Source organism: Sphaerisporangium dianthi (assembly GCF_042654065.1).
GTDB classification, from domain to species: domain Bacteria; phylum Actinomycetota; class Actinomycetes; order Streptosporangiales; family Streptosporangiaceae; genus Sphaerisporangium; species Sphaerisporangium dianthi.
Map to the genome: position 1 here is coordinate 41,923 of NZ_JBHSFP010000027.1, position 18,750 is coordinate 60,672.

Here is an 18,750-nt window from a genome sequence, read left to right on the forward strand (position 1 = left end):
TCCCGAGATGCTGACCCCCGAACGTGTGAGTCCCGCGCTCAGCGAGCTGCTGAGCTTCGAGCAGACCATGCCGCGCGCCCTTGCCCACCGGCAGGCGGTGGGCGAGGTGTTCGTGACCGATTCCGCCAAGGGCGCCGAGGGCGAGTACCTGGTCGCCGTGCAACTCCCCCGGGCGCACAGCCTCTGGTTCGACCGCAAGATCGCCTTCCATGACCCGTTCTCCACGGCGGAGGCGGCGCGGCAGGGCTCGTTCGTCGTCCTGCACCGCTATTTCGGCGTGCCGGTCGGCCTGCCTTTCAGCCTGCTGCGGTGGCAGTTCCGCGTCGAGGACCTGGAGTGCTACCGCGACGACGAGGCCACGCCGCTCCAGGGCGTGCTGCGCTACCGCGTGGACGACAAGGGCAAGCCCGGCGCCGACCTCGGCGACATGACCCTGTACGGCGAGCTGGTCATCGACGGCAGGACCGCCATGACCCTGAGCGGCGACGTGGTGTTCTTCGACCGCGACGACTACAAGGCGCTGCGCGAGTTCCAGCTCTCCAGGAAGCCCGCCGCGGCCGCGGGCGCCCCCCGCCCGAAGCCGCTGGACCCCGCGCAGGTGGGACGGACCGATCCGCGCAACGTGGTCGTCGGCGAGCCGGTCGAGCACCGGTTCCCCTACGTCATCGACACCACCCATCCGTCCTACTTCGATCACGCCTACGACCACGTTCCCGGCCCGTTCATCGTCGAGGGCTTCCGGCAGGCCGCGCTCGTCACCGCGACCAGGGCGGGCAGGCTCGCCTCGCCCGTCGCCGCGGTGACCGGCTGCGCCACGACGTTCCGCAGCTTCGGCGAGTTCGGCTCGGTGCTGGAGGCCTCCGCACGGGTGTGCGAGCGTGACGAGGCCGGGCGGGTCACCGTCGAGCTCGCGCTGCACCAGGACGGCAAGCAGCTCGCCGAGGCCAGCGTCGAGCTCAGTCCCTACCCGGCGGCCTGACGCCCATGGCGATCACCCCGCCACCCGGCGTCGTCGCGGTCGTCCCCTCGCGCCCGGCCTTCGAGACGACCGGCGGGGGGCCTTCGCGCGGGCGCCGTGAGCCGGCCACGGCCGCGCTGATCGCGTTCACCACGATGCTCACCCTGACCGTCGCGAGCCTCGCGCTCCCGGCGGTCGAACGCGACCTCGGCACGGTGCCCGGCGTGAGCCTGTGGGTCCTGCTGGGGTACGCGCTGCCGAGCGTCCTGCTGATCCCGCCCGCGGCACGACGACTGGAGCGGGCCGGGCCGCGACGGACGCTGCTGCTGGGCGCGGGGGGCTTCGCCGCCGCCACCGTGCTGTGCGGCGTGGCCCCCCACATCGTCGCGCTGATCGCCGCACGGGTCCTCCAGGGCGGGTTCGCCGCGCTGCTGCTGGTCCTGGCGCCCGTGCTCGCCCTGCGATCGGCGCGCCCCGTGAGCGCGCTCAGTGTCACCGCCGTGTGCGGCACGCTCGGCGCGTTCACGGGGCCCACGGCGGGCGGCGGCCTGCTCGCCGTGATCGGCTGGCGCGCCCTGCTGGTCGTACAACTCCCTCTCGTCGTCGTCGTCCTCATCGCCGGGGCGCGGGCCCTTCGCTCGGCCCGGTCGCCGGAGCCCTCCGCCTTCCCCGCCGAAAGGGCGGGCGGCGCGTCGCGGCGGCCGGTCGCGCCGGCCGCCCTGGCCGCTCTGGCCGCCCTGGCGGCGTTCGACGGAGCGGTCATCGCGCTGTACCCGTTCTTCCTTTTCCAGGGAGGGGTGCAGCAGAGCCCGCTCGCGGAGGTCGGGCTCGCCATGCTGGCGCTGCCCGCCGGCGTGACCGTGGCGGGCCTGGCGGCGGGGCCGCTGGCCCGGCGTTTCGGGACGCGTGCCGTCGCCCTCGCCGGAGCCGTCGTCGCGGCCGGCGGCATATCGCTCATCCTGCCCATGTCTCCTCGATGGACGGCCGTGGACGTGGCCGTCCGCCTGCTCGCCGCGGGCGTGGGCATGGGCCTTTCCTGTGGGACCGCCCAGGGTGTGGCCCTGACCGCCGCGCCCTCCCGATTGATCGTCAAGGTCGCCTCGCACGTGCAGATGGCGCGGGGCGCCGGTTTCGTCCTCGGCTCCGCGCTGGCGTCCATCTCGTGGGGCGCCTCGGTCTACTCGCGGGCCGGGTTCGGCACGGCTCTCCTGGTGGACGTCGCCGCGGCCCTGCTGGCCGTCGTCGCGCTCGTCACCGTCAGATCGGTCACCCGACATCCTTCACAGTGAGGAATTGCGATGAAGAACCAAGCGATCCACGACCTGATCAACGAAGCGACACTGCGGCCATGGCTGCAGCCGATGCCGGTGACACCCGTCTCGCACGTGTCGCCGGAACGGTCGGCGTCCGGCAAGAGCACGACAGGGCGCCACGTCTTCCACCGCCCCGTGCGTTTCGCGGACATCGACGCCCACGGTCATGTCAACAACGTGCGGTTCCTGGACTACCTGGAGGACGCACGCATCGCGCTGTTCTTCGACTTCCTGCGCAAGACGCGGAACGACGCCCATCCGGAGACCTCGATGGTGAGCGTCGCCGTCGCCCGGCACCAGGTGGACTACCGGCGGCCGCTGCTGTTCCGGCACGGCGTCGTCCAGGTCGAGTCGTGGGTGACCAAGATCGGCCAGGTGCGGTTCGAGCTGGCGGCGGAGATCCGCAACGAGGAAGAGGTGTTCGCCGAGGCCCGGTCGCTCATCGTGGCCTATGACCCCGAGACCGCCGGGCTGCGCCGCTTCACCGCCGAGGAGCACGCCTTCCTGCGGCGTTACGTCGCCTGACCGGACGATGAAGCGACTCGCGGCGCTCGTCCTGCTCTGCCTCACCGTGCTCGTCATCGCGCCGGCGGCGGCCCCCGCGTCGGCGGACGCCATCGTCGCCGGCGCCGACACGAGCCTCGCCCAGACGATCGCGGGGACCGAGCTCACGGTGGTGATCAGGAGCACGCCGAAGGTTCCCGCCGCGCTCCCTGTCGTCGTCTTCGCCCATCAGCCCGTGCCCGACCTGACGATCGCCCTCACGGTCCGCTCGACCGAGACCGGGCGCGTCGCCACGGGCGCCGTGCGGCTGGTGCGCGGCCGGGCCGGCGCCTATCCCGCCGCGATCCGGGTCCAGGAGACCGGGCCGCACGAACTGGAGCTGAGGGCCGCTCGCGAGTTCTCCGTCCTGCCGTTCCGCGTGCTGGTCGCCCGCGCCTCACCGTGGGAGTTCGTCATCCACGGAGGCCTGTACGCGGCGGGGGCCCTCCTGATCGGCGGGATGCTCACCGGCGGGCTCGCCAGGCGGGCGTCCGCGGCGGCGGTGGGCGGTGGCGCCGCGATCGGCGTCGCCGCGATCACCGTGGCGCTGCTGTCGTCGCGGCTGCCGCCGTCCCTGCCCGACGGCGCGGCTCCGGCGCCGCCCTCTCCGGTGGCCGGACGTCCGTACGCGATGGCCGCGATCCACACCACGCCGGAGCGGCCGGTCGCCGGGGCGGAACTGGTGGTGAGGCTGGACCTGGTCGACGGCTCCACCGGCCGCCCCGTCGACGACCTCGCCGTCCACCACGCCGCGCCGGCCCACCTCGTGATCACCAGCGAGGACGGCGCGTTCTTCCGGCACCTGCACCCGCTGCGCACCGCGCCCGGGCGTCTGGAGGTGCGCCTTCGCCCCGACCGGCCGGGCCGGTACCTGGCCTACGCCGAGATCGAACGCGACGGATCGGGCGGCCAGCTCCTCCAGAGGCGCTTCACCGTCGCCGCCGCGCCGGGCCGGCCCGCCGTCCAGGACGAGCCGGAGCCGGCCACGGCCCCCGGCGGTCTCGTCGCCGTGGCGGGCACCACCCCCGCGGATGAGCCCGGCGCCACCCCGGATGCCGGCGCCACCGCGGACCCGTCCGGTGCCGCGGGGGGCCCGTCCGCGGGCCCTCCCGGCGGCTTCGCCCGGCCGGTGACGACTCCCGCCCCGCCGGTGGCGGGCCGGCCCGCGACCATCGAGCTCGACGTCGGCGGCGGCCGGCTCCAGCCCTGGCTCGGCATGGCCGGCCATCTCATCGTGCGCGACCAGGACGGCGGCTTCATGGGACATGTCCACGAGATGGGCTCGATGGCCCAGACCTCCGCTCAGCCCGACGAGGGCTCGGCGGTGTACGAGCCGAGACTGCGGTTCACCTTCAGCTTCCCCGCGCCCGGCCGTTATCTCGGCTGGGTGCAGTACGCCAGGGACTTCCGCGTCGTCACCGTGCCCTTCAGCGTCACGGTCGCACCCGGCGACGGCGCCCGATGAGGCGGCTCCTGATCATGGTGGTGCTGGCGGCGGCCATCGTCGCGCTCGTCGTCGCGGGCCGCTCCCGCTCGGGCCCGGTGCGGCTGCGGGCCACCGGCGCTCACTACTCGGTCACCGTGACCCTGGACGAGCCGGCCGTCCACCCCGTGGCGGCCGAGGTCCGGGTGGAGCCGGGCACGGCCGGCTCGGTCTGGCTGTCGGCCGTGATGCCTGCCATGGGTCACGCCACCCCCGAGATCACGGCGCGGCGCCAGGGCCCCGGCCGCTTCACCGCCACCGGGCGGCTGTTCACGATGGCCGGGGTGTGGGAGCTGTCGGTGCGCGTGCGCGGCGCGGCCGGCGAGGAGGTGGTGGTCGTCAGCACCCTGGTCACGGGCTGAGGAGGAGGTGGTGGTCGTCAGCACCCTGGTCACGGGCTGAGGAGGCGCGCGGGCGGGGTGAGCGGGTTCTCCGGAAGGCCCCCCCGGAGAACCCGCTCACCCCGCCCGCGCGCTCACAGCAGGGCCAGGGCCCTCACCGGCGCGCCGAAGCCGCCTCGCAGCTTCGGCGCGCCCACGACCAGCGTCGCGCCCCGATCCGGCACGGTGTCGAGCGCGGCCAGGTTCTCAAGCCCGTACCGCCCCGTGGTCAGCAGCATGCGGTGGACCAGCGGCTCGCGCCGCGTGCCGACGTCCAGGCTGCTGGTGTCGGTGCCGAAGCCGACGATGGACCGCTTGTCGATCAGGAAGTCCGCCGCCTCCGGGCTGACGCCGGGAAAGCGCATCACCTGGGCGAGCGCGTCGAACTGCAGGTAGGCCCGCGCGTCGCCCACGCGCTTGTACCAGCCGCTGTCGGAGGCGACGAACGCGCGGTCGGGAAGGGGGCCGTTCTTGCGCTCCCACTCCTTGATGTCCTTGACGGTGAGCTCGGTGATGTTGTCCCGGGCGGCCCGCGCGGCGATGCGGATGACGCACAACGGCGCCACCAGGTCCTCGACCCGGATCAGGTCCACGGTCGGCAGGCCCCTCTTGGAGTGCGCCGGCACGTCCATGTGCGTGCCGGTGTGCTCGTTGAAGGTCCACTCCGAGGTGTTGAACCCGATGACGTCCTCGAACATCACCTGCCGGCGCACCGGCTTGCGCACGTACAGCTCGAAGACCGGGAAGTCGGGGCTGAGCGGGTGGGTCAGGTCCAGGACCCGCTGGGCGCGGCGCGAGGCGGCCCGGGCGGGCCCGGAGCCGAGCGCCATCGCGCCCCCGAGCCCGAGGGCGCCGGCGACCGCGGCCCGCATCGCCTGCCGCCGGCCGGGCGGCCGTGGCGCCCGCTCGACGGGGCCGGCGTCCCCGGGATGACGGCAGGAGCCGTGATCGGGCACGCCTTCGAGCGCGGCCATGATCGTCTCTGGCGAACACATGAAGGGCGTCTCCTCGTTCTCAGCGGTCCGCGGTCGTGTCCGAGGCGACCGCGATCGTCTCGGAGGCGACCGCGGTCGTTTCCGAGGCGGCCACGGTCGTTCCCGGGGCGGCCGCCACGGGCTCGCGGGCGCCGGTGCCCAGCACGTCGATGAGAGGTTCGACGTCGAACGTGGCCGAGGCGCCGGCGACGTACCCGTCGGGGCGCACCAGGACGAGCTTGCAACCGCTCAGCGCACCCTGGGGTGCGTAGCCGTCGGGAAGCTCGTAGACCTCCCCGGCGGCCGGCGCGGCGGCCGGGGAGGCTTCCCGGCCGCCGGGCCCGCCGACCAGCACGCGCACCACCAGCCGGTCCGCCAGCGGCGCCGCCGCCGACACCGCCGCGCGGACCGGCGCGGAGTCCGCGCCGTCCGCACCGGCGAGCACGAGCAGGATGTGCCTGTCGTCGGACAGCACCTGACGCAGTCGCACGTGTCCTCCGTCGGCCGCCCGCGTGACCACGGTGTCCGGCAGGCCCCGCGCGCCAAGGGCGCGGCGGCCCCCGTGCGGGCCCACGACCGGACTGCGGCGGTAGTCCAGGTCGTCCTGCGCCAGTTGCGGGATGAACCGGCGTTGCAGGATCCCGGTCCTGCCGAGGGTGCTCAGCAGCCTGTCGCGCAGGAACCGCGCGACGGGCGAGCGGACGGTCCACAGCCGTGTCTGCAGGTGGGCCCCCTTCAGCACCTGCGCCGCGACGGGCGAGCGCTCGGCCTCGTAGCTCTCCAGCAGCCGATCGGCATGGCCGCTGCCCTGCAGGATGAGCGACAGCTTCCATCCCAGGTTGGCCGCGTCCTGGATGCCGGTGTTGAGGCCCTGCCCGCCCGCCGGGCTGTGGACGTGGGCGGCGTCGCCCGCGAGCAGGCATCGCCCGGACCGGTAGCTCGCCGCCTGGCGCATGTGCACCAGGAAGCGGGTGCTCCAGCGCAGCTCCTTGATGTCGAGCCGGTAGGGCGCGCGATCGTCGGCCAGCCGTTGCAGGTCCTCGATGGTCGGGGAGGCGTCCAGCGCGCCGACCTTCGTCGCGTCGGCGAACACCCGCAGGTCCCCGCTCGGCAGCGACACCACGACGAGCACGCCGTCAGGGTGCAGGTGGTAGTGGGCCTCGCCGCGCGGGACGGGACCGTCGATCGCGCCGTCGCCGAGCACGAAGCTGCGCGAGTAGGTGCGCCCGGCGAAGGGGATGCCGCAGAGCTCACGGACGCTGCTGTGCGCGCCGTCGCACCCGACGACCCAGCTCGCCGTGAACTCCTCTTCTCCGCCGGGTCCGGCCAGGCGCACGAGGACCCTGTCTCCCTGGTCGGCGAGCGTGACGAGCGTGGTCCGCCACTCCACGTCGAGGCCCAGCTCGGCGAGCCGGCGGATCATGACGGCCTCGACCGCGGGCTGGGTGATGCCCAGCATTGCCGGTCCGCCGCCAGGGGCGTCCCCGAAGGACACCGAGGCGACGTTCTTGCCGCGTGACCAGTAGCGCGCGGCGTTCATCCGCAGTCCGGCGTCGACCACCTCTTCCGCTGTCCCGTGCCGTGCGAGCACGTCGAGGGCGCCGGGCCACAGAGTGAGGGCCCGCGCCTGGTTCGCCGGGCGGTCGCTCGCCTGGTCGATGATCCGGCACTCCAGTCCCCGCTTCCGCAGCTCGGTGGCCAGGGCGAGGCCGGTGGGGCCGGCGCCCACCACCAAAACAGGCAAGGAATTCTTCACTTGTCATACTCCGTTCACTTACAGTGGCGAATGGCGCACAACCTGGAATTCTCGCCTGCGACAGTAGCCGCCCATCCTGACGAGGCCATTCCTGCAAAGGAGGACATCGCGCGGAACTAACGATCCGCCCGGTACCTCCAAAGAGACATAGGCCTTCCGCTTTGGATCAGTCTCGCGGACACAGGGCCCTTGACCTGCGGTTGCCCGGTATACCATGCCGACGAACGACGAACAGCTCATCATGGATTGTCAGCACAACTTAAGAAATGGGGAAGTGATGATCCGGTTCGGTGTTCTCGGTTCTCTGGAGTTGAGAAGCGATGGGGGTGTCCGTTCCCCGAAAGGCCCCAAAGCACGTCAGGTGCTCGCTTTGCTGCTGTTACGGGTCAACGAGGTCGTCGACGTCGAAACGCTCGCGGAGGAGCTGTGGGACGTCAACCGCTCGCGCGGCGGAGTAGGGGCGATCCGCACGCACGTCTACAACCTGCGCTCGTCGCTGGCCGCCGACGAGACCACGCGCGAGGCCGCCGACATGCTGATGACCGAGTCCACCGGTTACGTGCTCCGCATGGAGCCCGAGCGGCTGGACGCCACCATGTTCGCCGAGTTCGTCGCCGAGGGCCGTGATCTCCTGAACGCGGGCATGCCCGAGAAGGCCGCGCAGGTGCTGCGCGAAGGGCTGGACATGTGGCGGGGACGGGCCCTCGCCAACGTGAGCCCGGGTCCCGTCCTCAGCCGGCACCTCACCTACCTGCAGGAGATTCGCTACCGCGCCATCGAGCTGCGCCTGGAGGCCGACATGCTGCTCGGACGCCATCGCGAGCTGGTGGCCGAACTGCGCTCGCTCATCGCGGTCTGCCCGCTCAACGAGTGGTACCACACCCGGCTGATCGAGGTCCTGTTCCGGTCCGGCCGCAGGGGCGAGGCGCTGATGGCCTTCCACGACCTGCGCCGGGTGCTCGACCAGGAGCTCGGGCTGGAGCCCTCGGCGGACGCCCGCCGCCTGCAGCAGGAGATCCTGTCCTCCGACACCGACCGCAACCCGATGGAGGCACGCGTGCCGTGTTTCCACGCGCATTCCTGATCGCCGCCCGCTGAGCGTGGCCGGACACGGCTCGGCGGGTGCTCCTCCACGCCGGGTCCGCGCGGTCCGCTCGTGACCCCCGAAGGCCGGCGCGCGCCGTCCCGGGGTGGCGCCGAGCGGGCGTGAAGCCTGGGGCGGGTGTGCACGGTGACTTTCCGGAGACGAATGTTCATTGGCGTGAACAACCGGGCGATACTCTGGAATGATCCTCTCGGTAATCCTGTCGGACATCGAGAATGACGGACAGAGACTGATGCCCCCCATCGAGCAGATATCAACGTTCGCAGCCGAACATCCGGGTCAAGCGGCCATCATCTGTGTGTCCGCCCTGGTCGTCCTGGTTCTGGCTTTCTTCATCCTTCGCGCCGTCTACCACGTGTGCGCGCACGCCTTCCGCAGGTTCGCCGAGAACCGCCCGGCGGAGGACATCCTCACCATCGTCGCCGCCAGCATCGCCACCGGGGTGTCCGCGCAGGGCATGTGGCGGTTCTCGGGCGACGTGCTCGGCTTCGACGGGCCACTGCGGCTGCTGCTGTTCGCGTTCATCGAGGTCGCGGTGATCACCAGCGCGGTGCGCGCCCGCCGCAACATGCGCGAGAACTTCTCCGCCGGCATCGACGGCATCGCCGTGTGGGCGCTGACGAGCCTGTCGGCCGTGCTGTCCAGCCTGGACGCCCGCAGCATGGCCGAGGCCATCTTCCGGCTCGCCGCCCCGCTGGTCGCGGCCTGGCTGTGGGAGCGCGGCATGGCCATCGAACGGCACCGCATCACCGGCCGCTCGCGCATCAAGTGGCGGCTGACGCCCGAGCGCGCCATGGTCAGGCTCGGGCTGGCCGAGGTCAGCGACCGCACCGCGAGCGAGGTCGACGCCCACCGCAGGCTCACCCGCGTCGCCCTGGCCGCCAAGCGCGCCCGCGCGCTGCGCGAGACCGGCGCCTCCGACCGCAAGATGCGCACGGCGCTCGCCCGGCTCGACCGCATGATGGACCAGGCCGTGGAGCACACCGGCCTGGCGGTGGACGCCGGCCGCCAGGAGGCCCTGCTGCAGCAGATCGGCGCCCTGTACAACACCAGCGCGCTGATCGACCTGCGTCCTCCGGTGCCGTGGGGCCCCGAGCCCGAGGAGGACCGGCGGCACGCGCTGCCGGTGGCCTCCTCCCCGGTGGCGGCGTACATCGCCGACGACGACGAGGAGGCCGAGATCATGGACTCCGAGCCGGTCCCGCAGGTGGTCGACACCGCCCAGCGGGCCGCCCTGCTGCGCGCCGCCCGGTCCTTCTGGGACAACCAGATCGAGCGCAAGATCGTTCCGCGGGCGGCCGACATCGCCAGGGAGGTCGGCATCTCGCTCACCACGGCCAGGGAGTACCGCGCGCTGTGGAAGCTGGAGCCCCGCGCCCACGCGCTGATCGAGATCGCCTACAACGAGCACGGCATCGTCGACACCGGCACCTTCCCCGCGATCGTGGTGCCGGACAGCGCCGAGCGGCCTGAGCGCGAGCGCGTGCTCAGCGTGAACGGCTCGGCCGCGACGGCCGGCCCGGCCGGCGCCTGAAGCCGGCCGGAGCCGCCGGGCGCCGGAGCCGCCGGTAAGGCGACGGGCTCCGGGAGCCCGGGCTCCCGGAGCCGCCGGTAAGGCGACGGCTCAAGGTAACGGCCCCAACGGCTCAAGGTAACGGCCCGAAGGCCTGTGGGTCTTCGGGCCGTGACGGACGTGTGGTGGGCTCCGCGGACGCGGAGCCCCGGGCGACGGTGTCAGTCCCAGTGCGGCGGGCGCTCTTCCAGGAGATGTGACACGTCGTCCGACGAGCGCCACTCGCCCCACCCGGAGTCGGTGTCGTCGCTCGTCTGGTCAGGCAGCACCGGCAGCCCCTCGTCGAAGAGGTCCACCGGACGCAGGTCATCCGGCTCATGCGCAGTCACGGCACAATGCTACGCGCCCGGCGGGCGGTGCGACCGCCACTCCCAGCCGTACCTTCCGCCCCTCCGGTCCCTCTGATCTCACAACGGGCACGTACATCTGCGGCGCAAGGACATCCAACCGCCCGCACGGGTACGATGCGGGAGCAGGCAGCACGCCGGAACGACCCCCCGTGAGGCGGCCCATGGCAACCCCGGCAGGATGGCGCAGAGAGGGCAATCTCCCCGCCGAGCTCACCAGCTTCGTCGGCAGAGAGCGGCTACTGGCCACCATCAGGCAGCGCCTCCAGCAATCCCGCCTGGTCACCGTGACCGGCATCGGGGGCGTCGGCAAGTCGCGCACCGCCTTGCGCATCGCCCACCAGGTGGGCCCGCAGTTCGCCGACGGCGTCTGGTACGTCGACCTGTCCAGGCTGCAGGACGCGACGATGGTGCCGCACGCCGTCAACGCCGCGCTCGGCATCGCCGACCAGTCCGCCCGTTCAGAGGTCGAGACCCTCACCGAGTGGATGACGCCGCGCAACGTGCTGCTCGTCCTCGACTCCTGCGAGCACCTGCTGGACCAGTGCGCCGGGCTCGTCGAACAGGTGCTGCGCGACGCCCCGCACGTACGGGTGCTGGCGACCAGCAGGCAGTCGCTCGGCGTGCCGGGCGAGCAGACCATCCCCGTCTCCCCCTTGCTGGTGCCCGGCGACGACGGCGAGAGCCCGTTCGTCAACGAGTCGATCCAGCTGTTCGCCGAGCGCGCCTCCGCGGTCGTCCCCGGTTTCACCGTCGATGAGGACAACATCGCGGCGGTGTCGGAGCTGTGCCGGCGGCTCGACGGCATCCCGCTGGCCATCGAGCTGGCCTCGGTCCGCCTGCGCGCGCTGTCGGTGGAACAGATCCTGGCGCTGCTGACCGACCGCTTCAGCCTGCTCGCGGGCGCCAGCCGCACCGCTCTGCCCCGCCACCAGACACTGCGCGCGGCCATCGGCTGGAGCCACGAGCTGTGCGAGCCCGCCGAGCGGCTGTTGTGGGCGCGCCTTTCCATCTTCTCCGGCGACTTCGAACTGGAGGCCGCCCGCTTCGTCTGCGCCAGCGAGGACCTCCCCGCCGAGAACGTCATGGACCTGGTCACCGGCCTGGTGGAGAAGTCGATCCTGCTCAGCAACAACGACCGCGCGGGGGTCCGCTACCGGCTCATCGACACGCTGAGGCACTACGGCAAAGAGTGGCTGGACAAGCTCGGCGACAGCGACCGGGTCCGGCGCCGCCACCGCGACTACTACCTGCAGCTCGCCGAGCGGGGCGAGCACGCGTGGTCGGGGCCGCGGCAGGTCTACTGGTTCGGGCGGATGCGCAACGAACACGACAACATCCGCGCCGCCCTCGACTACTGCCTGAGCGACCCCGCCGAGGCGCGCACCGGTCTCGAGCTGCTGTCCTCCCTGTGGTTCATGTGGGTCGCCTGCGGGTTCGCCCGCGAGGGCCGGCTGTACCTGGAACGGGCGCTGCACGCGAGCTCCCAGCCCAGCAAGGAACGCTGCAAGGCGTTGTGGGTGCTCGCCTACGTCCGCAGCGCCCAGGGCGACACGACGGGCTCGCTGGACGCCGCCGAGAAGTGCGCCGCCGACGCCGTGCGCGTGGGCGACTCCATCGCGGTGATCCTGGCGACCAAGATGCAGGGCACGTCCGCCTTCCTGCAGGGCGACCTGCACAAGGCGACGGCCCTGCTCGGCGTGGCGATCGAGTTCCACCGCAGCGGGCGCGAGCTGAACCCGGGCCTGCTGCCCGCGATCGTCGAGCTGGCGGTCGTGCTCACCCAGCAGAACGAGCTGGCCGAGGCCGAGTCGCTGCTGCGCGACTGCCGCCAGCTGTGCACCGAGCGCGGCGAGCTGTGGCTGCGCTCGTACGCCGTGTGGGCGACCTCGGCGATCGAGCGGATGACCGGCCGCACCGAGGAGGCCGTGCAGAGCGCGCAGGAGTCACTGCGCATCAAGCGGCACTTCCACGACGTGCTGGGCGCCGTCCTGGCGATGGAGACGCTGTCGCAGCTCGCCGCCGACCAGGGCGAGCCGGCGCGGGCGGCGCGCATCCTCGGCGCCGTCCAGGCGAACTGGCGGCTGTTCGGCATGCCGCAGTTCGGCTCGCCGTTCTTCAGCACCGAGCACGAGCAGTGCGTCAAAGAGTGCAAGCGCATGCTCGGCGAGGACGTCTACCTCGAGAGCTACCAGCAGGGCTCCCGCATGAACTTCGAGGAGGCCGTCAGCTACGCCATGGGCGAGATCGACCCCGGCGAGCCCAGCCCCTGACACACCGGTGACGCCGCCCCCTGACCCCGCGTCCACCGGTCGGCGGGCGCGGGGTCAGGTGGTCGCGGGGTGGCCGGCGGGGGTCAGCATCTGTCCCTGCCACGCCTTGGTGTACCTGGTGCTGGTGAGCGAGTAGGCGACGCTGCCGCTGATCCAGTGCTCGAGTCCGCGGACGTAGGCCGAGACGGCGACCGAGCCGAACGTGTCCAGCACGGCCCGCAGGGCGACCATCCGCATGACGGCCGCGTCGCGCATCCTGCCGATCTGGTTCATCGACTGCTGGATGGATCGGTGCCGGTGGCGGGCGAGCACGTTGACCAGGTTGTTGCGGGCGTTGACCCCGTGCCGCTCCTTGGCGTACGAGAGCAGGTCGTTGTCCCAGACGACCACGTCGTTGGCCCTCTCGGTGATCTCGCGCAGGTCCTTGTCGCGCCACTCGTCGGGGGTGAGGGGATGACCGGTGGCGAGGTCGATCAGCGCGAAGACCGTCAGCATGGCGCCCGTCCTGCGCCGCATGAAGATGTAGTCGCCGTAGGTGGGGACCACGGCGTCCTCGCGGTTGGCGGCCTCCCACACCTGGGCGAACAGGTAGTCCTTGGTGACGGTGCGCCAGCGGTCGAGCTGGTCGGCGCTGCCGGCGGCGCGCACGCGGGCCTTGACGTCCAGCATGGCGCGGGCGAAGGGGTTCTCCAGGGACGTGCCCGGCACGGGGTCCTCGTCCAGGACGGCGAGCAGCTGCGGCAGCGCCCGGGCGATCTCCGCGGCGCGGCGGTCGGACTCGCAGAAGGCGTCGTCGAAGGCGAACAGCCAGACGCACCAGTCGGTCACCAGGCGGAGCATGTCGTGGGCGGCGTAGGGATAGGTGCGGGCGCCCAGCCAGCCGTATCCGGCCTCGCGATAGCGGTCAAGCTCGGCGGAGTCGTCGATCATCCGGCTCTTGACGAGCCAGGAGAAGGTCTCGGCGTCGACCTGCTCGGCGTAGGGGCTGACCAGGCTGGGGAACGGGCACGACAAAGAGGGAAGAAGGAGCTTGGACGGCGCGAAATCAGCCATCTCCACATCATGACAACAAAGAGGCCATATAACTACAAGGCGATAGTGCCGGATGTGAGCGGTTAATTCATTTTGTGCGCGAACCATTCCAGGAATAGTGTATGCCCGAACATCCGGGCCGTCTCCTGAGCGGACGGGACGCCCTCCGCCGGGTCGGCCCCCGCGTCGAGCAGGGCCCGCACGACCTCGGGCTCTTTCTTGAACACCGCGCCCGCGAGCGGGGTCTGGCCGCGGTCGTTGACCCGCGACGGATCGGCGCCGCGCTCGAGCAGCGCGCGGACGGCCGCCGCGTGCCCGTGGTAGGCGGCGAGCATCAGCAGCGTGTCGCCCTTGTCGTTGTGGAGGTCGACGGGCACGCCCGCGTCCACATAGGCGCACAACCGCTCGGCCTGCCCCGCCCTCGCCATCTGGAACAGCCGGGTGGCGAGCTCCTCGACGTCCGCGTCCTCCCCCATCCCTCTATTGTGCACCGGCCCCGGCGGGCCCGGCCGGCGACGCGGACGCGGGTGGACGTGGGGTTCCGGGACAGCGGGCGACTCCCCGGCGGAATCCTCAGCGCATCCCATAGGTTCTGTGTTGAGAGACGATAGAAAGGCTGGGACCCAAGGTGTTCGACCCGACGGATCTTTACCGGCTCAGCGGTGATGTCCCTGAGCTGACCGATCCGGTGCTGCTCTACCACTTCGAGGGGTTCGTGGACGCCGGAGGAGCCGGACGGCTCGCCGTGGGCCACCTGCTCGCCGAGCTGGAGCACCGGGTCGTGGCGACGTTCGACCTCGACCGTCTCCTGGACTACCGCTCCCGCCGCCCATTGATGACCTTCGACACCGACCGCTGGGTCGACTGCGAGTCGCCCGAGCTGGTGGTGCACCTCACCCAGGACGCGGCCGGCACGCCGTTCCTGCTGATGAGCGGGCCCGAGCCCGACCGCGAGTGGGAGCTGTTCGTCGAGGCGGTCGGCACCCTGGCCACCCGGCTCAACATCGCCAAGCTGGTCACCGTGCACGGCATCCCGATGGCCGCGCCGCACACGCGCCCCCTCGGCCTGACCGCGCACGGCACCCGGCCCGGCCTGATCACCGGCCCTGGCAGCCCGTTCGGCAAGATCCAGGTGCCGGGCAGCGCCGCCTCGCTGCTGGAGCTGCGGCTCGGCGCCCGCGGGCACGACGCGCTCGGCTACGCCGTCCACGTCCCGCACTACCTCGCCCAGGCGGAGTATCCGCGGGCGGCGGTGACGGCGCTGGAGGCGATCAGCCGCGGCACCGGGCTGGTGTTCCCGCTGGACGGCCTTCGCGACGCCGCCGAGAAGACCACCGCCGAGATCGAGGAGCAGATCATCGCCTCGGCCGAGCTGTCGACGGCCATCCAGGGCCTGGAGCAGCAGTACGACGCCTTCAACGCCGGGGCCGAGCGCGAGAACCTCATGGCCGAGAGCACCCCGATGCCGACCGGTGACGAGCTGGCCGCCCAGTTCGAGCGCTTCCTGGCCGAGCGCGACGAGAAAGACTCATGATCGATGTCGGCCTGGTCGGGTACGGCCCGGCGGGGGCGTTCTTCCACGCGCCGCTGATCGCGGCCACGCCCGGCCTGCGCCTTTCCGCCGTGGTGACGCGCAGCCCCGAACGGGCGGCGCAGATCGCGCGCGAGCATCCCGGCGCCGAGGTCGTCCCCACGGCCGAAGACCTGCTCGGGCGAGCCCCCGGCCTGGTCGTCGTCGCCTCCCCCAACCGCACCCACGTGCCGCTCGCGCGGCTGGCCCTGTCGGCCGGGGTCCCGGTGGTGGTGGACAAACCCATGGCCGCCACCGCCGCGCAGGCCCTGGAGCTGGCGGAGCTGGCGCGCGCACGCGGCCTGATGCTGACGGTGTTCCAGAACCGCCGCTGGGACGGCGACTTCCGCACGCTGCGCACGCTCGACCTCGGCGAGGTGCGCCGCTTCGAGTCGCGGTTCGAGCGCTGGCGACCGGCGCCCAAGGGCGGGTGGCGCGAGAACGGCGGCCCCGACGAGCTGGGCGGCCTGCTGTACGACCTCGGCAGCCACCTGGTCGACCAGGCGCTGCGCTTCCTCGGCCCGGTCACCGACGTGTACGCCGAGACCGACGTCCGGCGGGCCGGGGTGGGCGCCGACGACGACGCGTTCATCGCCCTCACCCACGCCGGCGGCGCCCGCTCCCACCTGTGGATGAGCGCGGTCACCGCGCAGCTCGGGCCGAGGTTCCGCGTTCTCGGCTCGCGCGGCGCCTACGTCAAGTGGGGGCTGGACCCGCAGGAGGACCGCCTGCGGGCCGGCGAGCGCCCGGGCGGCCCCGGGTGGGGCGCCGAGCCCGCCGACCGCTGGGGCCTCCTCGGCGTCGACGGCGACGCCCGCAGGGTCGAGACGCTGCCGGGCGCCTACCAGGAGTTCTACACCGGCGTCGTCGCCGCGCTGACCGAGGGCGCGCCGCCGCCGGTCGACCCGCTGGAGGTCGCCGAGGCCCTCGCCGTCCTCGGCGCGGCCCGCGTCTCGGCGCAGGAGCGGCGCGTCATCCCCCTGGACCCGCAGACGAGTCAGCCGAACCCCCAGGCGAAGTAGCCGGACCCGGACCCACAGGCGGAGTGGCCGAACCCCCAGGCGGAGTAACCGGACCCGGACTTGCAGGCGGGGTGGCCGAACCCCCAGGCGGAGTAACCGGACCCGGACTTGCAGGCGGGGTGGCCGGACCCGTAGGCGGGGTGGCCCGGCCCGCAGGCCGGGCAGCGGTACCGATGCCCCGTCCGTCGTGGACCTCCTGGTAGGTGGCCCGCCGGTCGCCGGGGAAGGCGGCCGGGGGCTCGTCGTCCCCCGGAGGCTCGTAGGGGTCGAGGATGAACCAGACCGTGCAGCCGGTCGCGTCCTTAAGGAACCTCCACCGCCTGGACAGCTCACGGACCAGGCGGATCCCGCGTCCGCGCTCGGCCAGAGGGTCGGCCGGTGCGCGGCACGCGCACGGGACCGTGGCCGTCCCCCGGTCGGTCACCTTGACCTCGACGCTCCTGTCCCATCCGGTGAGGACGGTGACGTGGATCTCCGGTGACGCCGCGTGCGTCACGGCGTTGGTGAAGATCTCCGAGAGCAGCAGCACGGCGTCGTCGAGGCGCGGATGGTCGCCGAGGATCTTGCGCGACCACCGCCGGGCCTCCCCGACGGATGCCTCCGTACTGGGGAAAACGGCGCTTTCCTCGCGTCCGTCGTAGGAATAGATTCGCATTTGTCCGGGTGTCCTTCTGCGGGGGAAATCCTGCCCCCAGACAACCCGCCGCCGACGGTCCCACGACGATCTTCGCCGGGACATACGGCACGACTTTCTCGCGCCGACCGCCTTTCTTTTCCCCGGCCTTCCATTACCGTACGCATCAGCGACCTTACGGGAGGTGAGCGTGGTCAACTACGGGACCCTGTTCGAACGGGCGTGCGCGGACCGGGGCTGGGATCGACCGGCGGTGTTCCTCACGGCGTTCGCGCAGGCGGCGCACATGATCGGCGAGCCGGTGACGCTCACCGGCCGCCAGTTCCACCGCTGGTGCCTGCCCGACCCGCCCCGGCCACGCCCCAAAGCGTGGCGCGTCCTGCACGCCATGTTCGGCGTCGATCCCGCCGACCTGGGTTTCCCGCCCCCGCCACACGGTGAAATAAACCCATGTACGTTTCTAATATCAAACAGAGGAAACGGACGTGAACCGTCGTACCTTTGTGACTACCGCGATGGGAGCCACGGCCGGTGTCGCCGTCGGCGTCTTCACCCCTCCCGAGGCCGTCGGCATGCAGCACGTCCAGGAGTTGCGCGCGGGCCTGCGCGCCCTCCGCACGCTCGGCGACGCCCACGGGTATCTCCACTTCGACGCCTGTGACCAGGAGACGGCCCGCCGCTACTGGAACGAGGGCCTGGCCATCGGCACCACGCTGGACGACGCCGAACTCAAGATCCAGTCCTTGGCGATGCTCGACTTCCAGGCCAACTACGAGAATCGGCCACGGCACGCCTCGGATCTGCTGGGCACCGCACGCCGTCAGGCCGAAGCGCTCGCGTCACCGGTTCTGGAATCGATCGTCGCCGGCCGCCAGGCACACGCCATGTCGCTGATGGGCGACCACTCCGGCGCCCGCGCCGAGCTGGCACGAGCGATGCGGCTCATGGAGCGCCCCCAACGCGGCCGACCGGCTCCCGACTGGACGGCCTTCTACGATCGATCCGAGCTGGAGGTCATCCAGGCGCGGCTCTACACCGAAGCCGGACGGCACAAGGCGGCGGTGCCGTACTTCCGGGCATCCGTCGCCCACACCGGAGCCTCTTACGGCCGCAACCGTGCCGTCAGGCAATTCGTCCTCGCCCACAGTCTCGTCCGCGCGGACGAGGTCGACGAGGGCGCCGCCATGGCGGTCACCGCCCTCGGCCAGCTCCACGAGGTCTCATCCGGCCGGGTGCGCCGCCGTGTCGTCGAGGTACGCGACGCGCTCGCCTCGGTCGACTCCCCCGACGCCCGCCAGTCCGTCCAAGCGCTGACAGACCACCTCAACTGACCGCAGCGCCGCCTCAGTCCTCTTGGAACTTACCCCTGGTGTAGGCGCGATCGGTCGTCCAGGCGTGGCATGCCGCGGGACATGGCGGCGAACTCTGCCCGCGAGACGGCCCGGCGTCGACGGCGGATGGGGACCAGATCGCCGATGTGGTGGCCGTTGCGTGTGACGGCGTACCGCTCGCCGCGTTCCAATCCATCCATGATCTCCGCGGACCGGTTACGCAGATCGCGCTGCGAGATCTGGTGGGAAGTGTCGGACTCAGGAGTGCCCACTCGTCGACTTTACCGCCGCCGTGTGTGCCACATGGTGCTACTCGGTAGCACCATGCGCAGCGGACCACCACAAGCTGGGTGAGGGTCACCCCAGGGAGAAGGCGAGCGGTCCTCTGGGCCTGGATGGTGCGGTGCCGTGGGTGGGCGGCCGTCAGTCGAGCCCGACGAGCAGCGCCCGCGTGCC

At 72.0% G+C, this 18,750-nt stretch carries 18 protein-coding genes; 11 read left to right on the forward strand and 7 right to left on the reverse strand.

Annotated features, from left to right (window positions below; all coding sequences use genetic code 11):
* Window positions 1–7: 7 nt before the first annotated feature.
* Genes ACFO60_RS29895 through ACFO60_RS29915 form a run of 5 tightly spaced genes read left to right on the forward strand, consistent with a single transcriptional unit; the run spans window position 8 to window position 4,659 of the window.
* The gene (locus ACFO60_RS29895; RefSeq protein ID WP_380846740.1) at window positions 8–979 is read left to right on the forward strand and encodes an AfsA-related hotdog domain-containing protein; all 972 of its coding nucleotides are present in this window, start codon (window positions 8–10) and stop codon (window positions 977–979) included.
* A 5-nt stretch (window positions 980–984) separates the two neighbouring features.
* Window positions 985–2,247, forward strand: coding sequence for an MFS transporter (locus tag ACFO60_RS29900; RefSeq protein WP_380846743.1), 1,263 nt, complete (start codon window positions 985–987; stop codon window positions 2,245–2,247).
* A 9-nt stretch (window positions 2,248–2,256) separates the two neighbouring features.
* Window positions 2,257–2,796 (forward strand): acyl-CoA thioesterase, encoded by a 540-nt coding sequence (locus ACFO60_RS29905; protein ID WP_380846746.1) that lies wholly within the window; start codon window positions 2,257–2,259, stop codon window positions 2,794–2,796.
* A gap of 7 nt (window positions 2,797–2,803) precedes the next feature.
* Window positions 2,804–4,279, forward strand: coding sequence for a hypothetical protein (locus tag ACFO60_RS29910; RefSeq protein ID WP_380846749.1), 1,476 nt, complete (start codon window positions 2,804–2,806; stop codon window positions 4,277–4,279).
* On the forward strand, window positions 4,276–4,659 hold the full coding sequence (locus tag ACFO60_RS29915) for a hypothetical protein (RefSeq protein WP_380846752.1): 384 nt from the start codon (window positions 4,276–4,278) through the stop codon (window positions 4,657–4,659). The genes ACFO60_RS29910 and ACFO60_RS29915 overlap by 4 nt, the downstream gene beginning before the upstream one ends.
* A gap of 113 nt (window positions 4,660–4,772) precedes the next feature.
* Here ACFO60_RS29915 and ACFO60_RS29920 read toward each other — a convergent pair whose 3' ends face one another.
* Both ACFO60_RS29920 and ACFO60_RS29925 read right to left on the reverse strand, forming a co-directional pair.
* On the reverse strand, window positions 4,773–5,672 hold the full coding sequence (locus ACFO60_RS29920; RefSeq protein ID WP_380846755.1) for a cyclase family protein: 900 nt from the start codon (window positions 5,670–5,672) through the stop codon (window positions 4,773–4,775).
* 19 nt (window positions 5,673–5,691) lie between these two features.
* Window positions 5,692–7,407 carry an FAD-dependent monooxygenase gene (locus ACFO60_RS29925; RefSeq protein WP_380846758.1) on the reverse strand — a complete coding sequence of 572 codons (1,716 nt, stop codon included), beginning with the start codon at window positions 7,405–7,407 and terminating at the stop codon, window positions 5,692–5,694.
* Window positions 7,408–7,684: 277 nt separating this feature from the next.
* Here ACFO60_RS29925 and ACFO60_RS29930 point away from each other — a divergent pair, with 277 nt between their 5' ends.
* The gene (locus tag ACFO60_RS29930; RefSeq protein ID WP_380846761.1) at window positions 7,685–8,491 is read left to right on the forward strand and encodes an AfsR/SARP family transcriptional regulator; all 807 of its coding nucleotides are present in this window, start codon (window positions 7,685–7,687) and stop codon (window positions 8,489–8,491) included.
* A gap of 319 nt (window positions 8,492–8,810) precedes the next feature.
* Window positions 8,811–10,046, forward strand: a complete 1,236-nt coding sequence (locus tag ACFO60_RS29935) for a hypothetical protein (RefSeq protein ID WP_380846764.1) — start codon at window positions 8,811–8,813, stop codon at window positions 10,044–10,046.
* Between the two features lie 200 nt (window positions 10,047–10,246).
* Here ACFO60_RS29935 and ACFO60_RS29940 read toward each other — a convergent pair whose 3' ends face one another.
* Window positions 10,247–10,414 carry a hypothetical protein gene (locus ACFO60_RS29940; protein WP_380846767.1) on the reverse strand — a complete coding sequence of 56 codons (168 nt, stop codon included), beginning with the start codon at window positions 10,412–10,414 and terminating at the stop codon, window positions 10,247–10,249.
* Between the two features lie 182 nt (window positions 10,415–10,596).
* Here ACFO60_RS29940 and ACFO60_RS29945 point away from each other — a divergent pair, with 182 nt between their 5' ends.
* Window positions 10,597–12,705 (forward strand): ATP-binding protein, encoded by a 2,109-nt coding sequence (locus tag ACFO60_RS29945; RefSeq protein ID WP_380846770.1) that lies wholly within the window; start codon window positions 10,597–10,599, stop codon window positions 12,703–12,705.
* A gap of 54 nt (window positions 12,706–12,759) precedes the next feature.
* Here ACFO60_RS29945 and ACFO60_RS29950 read toward each other — a convergent pair whose 3' ends face one another.
* Together ACFO60_RS29950 and ACFO60_RS29955 are read right to left on the reverse strand one after the other, a co-directional pair.
* Window positions 12,760–13,758, reverse strand: coding sequence for a 4-epi-cubebol synthase (locus ACFO60_RS29950; protein WP_380846773.1), 999 nt, complete (start codon window positions 13,756–13,758; stop codon window positions 12,760–12,762).
* Window positions 13,759–13,820: 62 nt separating this feature from the next.
* Window positions 13,821–14,213 carry an ankyrin repeat domain-containing protein gene (locus ACFO60_RS29955; RefSeq protein WP_380846776.1) on the reverse strand — a complete coding sequence of 131 codons (393 nt, stop codon included), beginning with the start codon at window positions 14,211–14,213 and terminating at the stop codon, window positions 13,821–13,823.
* Between the two features lie 152 nt (window positions 14,214–14,365).
* Between ACFO60_RS29955 and ACFO60_RS29960 the strand changes: the two genes are divergently transcribed.
* On the forward strand, window positions 14,366–15,271 hold the full coding sequence (locus tag ACFO60_RS29960) for a proteasome assembly chaperone family protein (protein WP_380846779.1): 906 nt from the start codon (window positions 14,366–14,368) through the stop codon (window positions 15,269–15,271).
* The gene (locus ACFO60_RS29965; protein WP_380846782.1) at window positions 15,268–16,329 is read left to right on the forward strand and encodes a Gfo/Idh/MocA family oxidoreductase; all 1,062 of its coding nucleotides are present in this window, start codon (window positions 15,268–15,270) and stop codon (window positions 16,327–16,329) included. Before ACFO60_RS29960 ends, ACFO60_RS29965 begins: the two co-directional genes overlap by 4 nt.
* Here ACFO60_RS29965 and ACFO60_RS29970 read toward each other — a convergent pair.
* Window positions 16,280–17,068 carry an ATP-binding protein gene (locus ACFO60_RS29970; RefSeq protein ID WP_380846785.1) on the reverse strand — a complete coding sequence of 263 codons (789 nt, stop codon included), beginning with the start codon at window positions 17,066–17,068 and terminating at the stop codon, window positions 16,280–16,282. The two genes, ACFO60_RS29965 and ACFO60_RS29970, sit on opposite strands and share 50 nt — an antisense overlap.
* 380 nt (window positions 17,069–17,448) lie before the next feature.
* On the opposite strand from ACFO60_RS29970, the gene ACFO60_RS29975 reads away from it, so the two are divergent.
* Window positions 17,449–18,294 (forward strand): hypothetical protein, encoded by an 846-nt coding sequence (locus ACFO60_RS29975; RefSeq protein WP_380846788.1) that lies wholly within the window; start codon window positions 17,449–17,451, stop codon window positions 18,292–18,294.
* A gap of 29 nt (window positions 18,295–18,323) precedes the next feature.
* Here ACFO60_RS29975 and ACFO60_RS29980 read toward each other — a convergent pair whose 3' ends face one another.
* Window positions 18,324–18,566, reverse strand: coding sequence for a type II toxin-antitoxin system Phd/YefM family antitoxin (locus ACFO60_RS29980; RefSeq protein ID WP_380846791.1), 243 nt, complete (start codon window positions 18,564–18,566; stop codon window positions 18,324–18,326).
* Window positions 18,567–18,750: the final 184 nt, after the last annotated feature.